This window comes from Oleiphilus sp. HI0080 (assembly GCF_001635135.1).
Genome location: NZ_LWFU01000021.1, coordinates 1 through 605, shown reverse-complemented (window position 1 = coordinate 605; position 605 = coordinate 1). Strand labels below are relative to the sequence as shown.

Below are 605 nucleotides of genomic sequence, written 5' to 3'. Positions count from 1 at the left end.
CTGCGTTCACGGTAATCATCTGGGAGCGCGGTATCATGACTTCACGCGCCTGCATTTTGGTAACCTGAATGGCACCTTCAATAATGCTCAGTGCGTCTGCGTCCAGAACGTTTCTTTGCTCTGAATCTCTTAAGATTTCAAGCAGTTCATCAACGCTATCAGGTTGATCAGAAAATGCTTGCGATATGCGTTCTAGCCAGCTTTTCGAAGCTGGCTCGCTACTGGGAGTGTCGTCGTTCATTAGTTGAACTAGTTTGCCTCTTGGGAATACGGATTTGCGTAGCCTAATTCATGGAGAATCTTAATTTCAAGTCCTTCCATCTCATCAGCCTCAATATCATCGATGTGGTCATAGCCTAGTAAGTGCAGAACGCCATGTACTGTCATGTGCGCCCAATGCGACTTTTCATCTTTGTTTTGTTCTTTAGCTTCAGCGTTAACCACTTGGGCGCAGATGATTAGATCGCCTAACAGATCAAGCTCTATGTGTTCTGGCGCTTCAAAAGGAAAAGAAAGCACATTCGTCGGCTTGTCCTTGTCACGGTAGTTGGCATTTAGCTCTTGGATCTCGGGCGTATCGACGACGCGGATAGTCAGTTCAAAGT

At 46.3% G+C, this 605-nt stretch carries 1 protein-coding gene and 1 pseudogene; both read right to left on the bottom strand.

Translation table 11 applies throughout. The annotated features are described in order from the left end of the window. Window positions 1-241 (bottom strand): annotated as a pseudogene (locus A3751_RS00415) (magnesium/cobalt efflux protein); the annotation flags it as partial. Window positions 242-249: 8 nt separating this feature from the next. Then, window positions 250-605 (bottom strand): rRNA maturation RNase YbeY (ybeY, locus tag A3751_RS00410; RefSeq protein WP_068450932.1); only part of this gene is annotated, 356 nt, incomplete at its 5' end.